Annotated in this window: 5 protein-coding genes; 4 read left to right on the top strand and 1 reads right to left on the bottom strand. The window is 49.9% G+C overall.

Features of this window, described 5'->3' with window-relative positions; genetic code table 11:
- On the bottom strand, window positions 1–372 hold a 372-nt coding region (locus ACKOVI_RS03215), incomplete at its 3' end, for an SOS response-associated peptidase (RefSeq protein WP_509602591.1).
- A 30-nt stretch (window positions 373–402) separates the two neighbouring features.
- Here ACKOVI_RS03215 and aroA point away from each other — a divergent pair.
- From aroA to ACKOVI_RS03195, 4 genes are read left to right on the top strand one after another with little or no spacing between them, the layout of a single operon-like run.
- Window positions 403–1,695: a 3-phosphoshikimate 1-carboxyvinyltransferase gene (gene aroA / locus ACKOVI_RS03210; protein ID WP_509602590.1), complete on the top strand. Its 1,293-nt coding sequence runs from the start codon at window positions 403–405 to the stop codon at window positions 1,693–1,695.
- 14 nt (window positions 1,696–1,709) lie between these two features.
- Complete coding sequence (rsgA, locus tag ACKOVI_RS03205) at window positions 1,710–2,741, top strand: ribosome small subunit-dependent GTPase A (protein WP_509602589.1); 1,032 nt, start codon at window positions 1,710–1,712, stop codon at window positions 2,739–2,741.
- Window positions 2,731–3,540 carry an inositol monophosphatase family protein gene (locus ACKOVI_RS03200; protein WP_509602588.1) on the top strand — a complete coding sequence of 270 codons (810 nt, stop codon included), beginning with the start codon at window positions 2,731–2,733 and terminating at the stop codon, window positions 3,538–3,540. Before rsgA ends, ACKOVI_RS03200 begins: the two co-directional genes overlap by 11 nt.
- Window positions 3,541–3,569: 29 nt before the next feature.
- Window positions 3,570–5,897, top strand: coding sequence for a heavy metal translocating P-type ATPase (locus tag ACKOVI_RS03195; protein WP_509602587.1), 2,328 nt, complete (start codon window positions 3,570–3,572; stop codon window positions 5,895–5,897).
- Window positions 5,898–5,915 lie beyond the last annotated feature (18 nt).

Here is a 5,915-nt window from a genome sequence, read left to right as displayed (position 1 = left end):
CTTCGGAGAATATTTTCCGAGCGACGTCGCCCATTCGTAATATCCAGTCGCGGGTATGAGACATCGTGATGTGCGAAATGCATCGCGAAAAGTTGGCTTCTCATGAATGGATTCACTTCGCGCATTGATGGCATGTGACTGACTGGCTCGCGCATCAGCAAAGCTCTTCTGCCATGGTGCAATCAATCCCCATGATGCGCTGTCGAGGATTCTTTGATTGCTCTCGCGGTCACGATCTTTCACTATGTAAATTTCATTGGTGGGAGCAATATTCCAATTGAGCGGAAGGGTCGGATTGGAGTCATTCTCGGTCAGATTAAAGAAGGCGACAATCTCCTCTTGACGCTGAGCCATCGCATATCTGCCGCACATAACGAAATAGTAACCCGGTACGATTCAGCCATGAATTCATCGCACCCGCTTTGGCCCGCGCCTTTTCGCGGGAAGCGCCCAGTCGATGCAATCGTCACAATTCCCGGATCAAAATCAGTCACCAATCGCGCACTGATTCTGGCTGCACAGGCAACTACTCCATCGATTATTCGTCGGCCTCTTGTATCTCGAGATTCGGAGCTCATGTCCGCGGGTCTCGTTGCCATGGGTGTCGGCATTGATAGTGGCAGCGATGTACAAGGTGATTACTGGGTAATCACTCCAGCGCCCCTTAAAGGTCCAGCCAAAGTCGATGTAGGTAATGCCGGAACTGTCATGCGCTTTTTGCCACCGCTTGCAGCGCTTGCAACTGGCGACATTGAGTTCGATGGCGATCCCCGCAGCTACGAGCGACCACTTGGCCCCGTCATTAAAGCCTTAGAAGATCTCGGCATCACAATCGAACACGATGGTCGGTACTCATTGCCGATGGTGATGAAGTCACAGGGAAGTATCCCTGGAGGCAATCTCACAATCGATGCCAGTGCTTCCAGCCAATTCTTATCGGCACTTCTCTTAGTTGCGCCAAGTATGACAAATGGAATCACCGTTAAACATTTAGGTGGAACTCTTCCTTCGATGCCACATATTGAAATGACAGTGCAGATGCTCCGAGATTTCGGTGCAACGGTTACAGTCGATGCAGCCGCTCAAACTTGGCGCGTCGAACCAGGTGCACTTCATGGAGTTGATCTCGTTATCGAACCTGATTTATCTAACGCTGCTCCATTTATCTCACTTGCCATGGTCTGCGGTGGATCCATCACAATCTCTGATTGGCCACGTAATACAACTCAACCTGGTGATCAGCTCCGCGATATTTTTACATCGATGGGTTCCACTGTTGAATTTATAGATGGGGGTCTTAGAGTCATTGGTGGCGATAGTATTCATGGAATCGATATTGACCTTCACGATGTTGGCGAGCTCACTCCATCAATTGCAGCGCTTGCTGCACTTGCAGATTCTCCTTCTCATCTGCGCGGAATCGGCCACTTACGTTTACATGAGACTGATCGCCTTGCGGCGCTGACTCGCGAAATCAATGAACTCGGAGGCAATGTCATTGAGGAAGAAACGGCTCTTCACATCACGCCCGCTCCTCTCCATTCAGGTGTCTTTCATACCTACGAAGATCACCGATTAGCTACTGCTGGCGCTGTTATTGGCCTAGTAGTAGCTGGCATTGAGGTCGAGAACATCGCAACTACTCGCAAAACGTTGACTGATTTCCCTGGACTCTGGAAGAGCCTTCTCGCATAAATGGTGGATACTCGATGACGCCGCGTGAATACGATGAATCTGATGTTCGCATCCGCCCATCCCGCACAACACGTCGTCGCAGTAAAGATCGTCCAGCCCATAATGATTCTCACACCGCACTCGTAATCTCTGTCGATCGCGGTCGTAGCGGATGCGTATTGCAGGATGGTCCAGCAAAGGGCCAGCTTGTTATTGCCATGAAAGCCCGCGAGCTAGGTCCAAAGTCAGTTGCAGTCGGTGACTCAGTGGAGATTGTTGGCGATACAACAGGCGATGAGGGCACCTTAGCCCGCATTGTAAAAGTAAATGAACGCACAAATTCATTGAGTCGAACTGTCGATGATGCCGCGAAAGTCGAACGCACCATCGTTGCAAATATCGATCAACTTATAATTGTGGTCGCATCAGCAAACCCTGAACCGCGTCGTGGTCTGATTGATCGTTTCTTGGTCAGTGCATTTATCGAGAAGATTCACCCAATTATTATCGTGACCAAGATAGATGTTGCGCCGGTTCCTGAATTTATGGAGAAGTACGCAGCACTTGGCGTTGAGATTATGACAACTTCTTCAAAGATTGCAGAGCGTTCTGTACAAGTTAATCAGATTGCAGATATTCTGAGCGGCAAAGTTTCGGTGCTCGTTGGGCATTCGGGAGTTGGTAAATCCACTCTGATTAATGATTTGGTTCCGGATGCAGATCGCCTTACAGGTGACGTCAATGATGTTACCGGCCGCGGTCGCCACACTTCATCGAGCGCAGTAGCGTTAGAACTTCCAGCTGGCGGCTGGATTATCGATACACCTGGCATTCGTGCATTTGGTCTGGCTCACCGTGATCCTCGTGAAATCGTTGAGGCGTTTCCCGATCTCGCGGAAGTGGCAGTGACTTGCATGTCTCATTGCTCACATGCTGAAGACGGGTGTGCGCTCAACGAATGGGTCAATCAGGACCCTGAGCACAGTGAAGAGAGAAAGTTGCGCCTTGAAAGTTTACGGTCTCTCTTAGATGCAAAGAGTTACGTAGACTTACCTCATGAGCAGTAAGTCGAACTTTTCACATGGTGAAGACCTCACCCTTGCTCACCGTCTAGCTGACGCAGCTGATGCCATTACGCTCAAGCGATATCAAGCCCTCGATCTAGCCATTTCAACCAAGCCCGATAACACCCCCGTCACCGATGCAGATAAATCTTCCGAAGAAGCTATCCGTGCACTGTTGCACGCGCATCGTCCTGATGATGGAATCGTGGGCGAAGAATTTGGAAACGAAGGCATCGAGAAGAATCGCTATTGGGTGATTGATCCCATTGATGGAACAAAGAACTTCCTGCGCGGTGTTCCAACGTGGGCAACTCTGATTGCACTGATTGAAAGAACCCCCGATGGCAATCAGCGCACTGTTGTCAGTGTTGTAAGTGCGCCAGCGCTATTTCGTCGGTGGTCTGCTCATATCGGTGGCGGTGCATTTGTCACGATAAATCGTGAAACAACAAAGAGAATTCATGTATCTGGCGTTTCTCGAATTGAAGATGCCTCTATCTCATACTCTGATTTTGAAGGTTGGGGAGAGATGCTTACTCCTTTCCGCGCACTTCTAGAAAAGGCCTGGCGCACTCGTGGCTATGGTGACTTCTGGTCACATATGTTGGTTGCAGAAGGTGCCCTTGAAGCAGCGGTCGAACCAGTTTTGGCGCTCTGGGATATGGCAGCGCTCGATCTCATTGTGACCGAAGCAGGTGGAATCTTCTCCAATACATCTGGATTACCTGGTCCTCATGGTGGCAACGGAGTCTCCACTAATGCTGCACTCCATCAATACATTATCGACGCACTCAAGGTGTAAGAGATTCTTCTCAAGAAAAGAGCGATGCCGTGGAAGATATCCAGATTGATCTCATGCACCACAAGCTGCCCAAGGCAGAACTTCAACCTGAAATCGATCTCGCTAAAGCAACCTTAGTTCCAGCCACCTACGCAGTCTCTGGAATGACATGTAGCGCGTGTGTTAACTCTGTTGAGCGTAGCCTCAATGCAATTCCGGGTGTCAGTGCTTCAGTAAATTTTGCCTCAGAGACTGTCCATGTTTTAGCCCCCTCTGAAATCAAAGCAGATGTGATTATTAAGGCAGTCAAGGCCGCCGGTTACAGCGCATCGCTACTAGAAGATCGCAATGACCCCGCGCTCCACCGCAAGGGCGCGGCACGTGCGCTCTTTGCTGCGATTATTTTTGCGGTACCGACAATCGCTATATCAATGGTGATGTCATGGCATCACTCCGTTGGCGACTGGCTCTTCAATATTTTTATCTCCAATGGGTGGCCTCTTCCACCAAATTCTGAACATCACTTTGCTTCCTGGTTAGCCCTTGCTCTTACTACACCGCTTATTCTGATTATTGCCTTTCCAATCCATCGAGCTGCAATTCGCAACTTCTTCCATCCGACGATGGATTCACTGATCTCACTCGGATCACTTTCTGCATATCTCTGGTCAATCTATGCAACCTACACAGGCAAAGGTGATCTCTATACCGAAGTCGCTGCGGGTGTACTGCTCTTTGTAATCCTTGGTCGGTATCTCGAGTCCCGCGCAAAGCGCAGTGCAAGTAGCGCGCTCTCCACTTTATTAGCTCTCGGAGAGAAGGAAGTCACCGTTCTCCGCAGTGGAAGCGAAGTTGTCATTCCAATTTCACATCTGAAAGTTGGCGATGAGTTCGTTGTAAAGCCGGGTTCGCGCATCGCAACAGATGGAATAGTGCTTTCTGGAATTACAACAGTGGATAATTCACTGATTACAGGCGAATCACTTCCGGTAGATATAGCTCCTGGTGATCGAGTAATCGGTTCTGCACTCAATAACAATGGCCGCATTATCGTGCGTGCAACTCGTATCGGAAGCGACACCGAGATGGCTCGGATTACCTCAATGGTCGTGACTGCTCAAGCAAGTAAATCTCCAATTCAGCAGAGCGCTGACAAGATTGCAGCCATCTTTGTTCCGGCTGTCACCACTCTGGCAATCGCCACATATCTCTTCTGGTATTACGCGGAAGGCAAAACCCTCACCTTCTCTATCTCCACAGCGATTACTGTGCTGGTTATTGCCTGTCCTTGCGCCCTTGGACTAGCCACTCCAGTCGCTCTTTTAGTGGCATCTGGTCGTGGTGCACTTCGTGGAATCGTCATTCGTCAGCCGCGAGTTCTCTCTGCTGCGAAAGAGATTGATGCAGTTGTGCTTGATAAGACTGGAACGCTGACTGACGGCCAGATGCAAGTTCGCGAAGTCGTGATTCCCGTTTCTGCTCAGAAGGTCCTCGGCACTTCTTTCGAGGGCATACTGACCGAAAAGAATGTTCTCTCTCTTGCGATGGCGCTAGAGAGTCAGAACGACCACCCTGTTGCAAAGGCTGTTGTGCACTACTGTGCCTCAAAATCTGCTGAAAAGTTAGCCGTCTCTGATTTCACTCAGACTCCAGGTTCTGGTGTTGCTGCTCGAGTAAGTGCCTTTGGTAAATCCATGGTCGTCATCATTGGCTCACCAGAATCTGTTGCCCATAGTGCGGTCGCACTTGACTCACAATTAGTGGATGCAATCGCAACTGCAAAGTCTGCTTCGCGTACAACTTCGCTCTTAGCGGTCGATGGTGTTGCTATTGCCCTCTTTGCAACTGGGGATGTCATCAAAGCGGATGCTCACCAAACGATTGCTGCACTTCGCGAACGCGGCATTGAGAGCTGGCTGGTCACAGGAGATCATCAAGATTCAGCTCTACTGATTGCCTCACAGGTGGGAATTAGCTCACGATATGTCATAGCCAATGCAACACCCGAGGAGAAAATTTCAAAGGTACAAGAGCTTCAAAGCCAAGGCCGCAAGGTCATGATGGTGGGAGACGGAGTTAACGATGCCGCCGCTCTTGCTCAAGCTGATCTCAGCATTGCGATGGGAACAGGTACGGATACCGCTATTTCAACAGCTGATATCACATTGATGAGGCCACAATTAATGGGCGTGATTGATGCTCTCAATCTCTCACGACGCACACTTCGCACAATCCGAACAAACCTCGGTTGGGCATTTGCATACAACACAATAGGTCTGCCAATCGCCGCTATGGGCCTCATGACACCAATGTACGCAGCTGCTGCAATGGCCCTGAGTAGCCTCTTCGTTGTGACTAATTCACTCAGAATCCGCTAGCTTCTCGAGTTACCCCTC

It is taken from the genome of Candidatus Planktophila sp. (assembly GCF_046070465.1).
In the GTDB taxonomy this organism is placed as follows: Bacteria; Actinomycetota; Actinomycetes; order Nanopelagicales; family Nanopelagicaceae; genus Planktophila.
The sequence above is the reverse complement of the archived record's forward strand: the minus strand, read 5'-3'. Positions and strand labels throughout refer to the sequence as shown.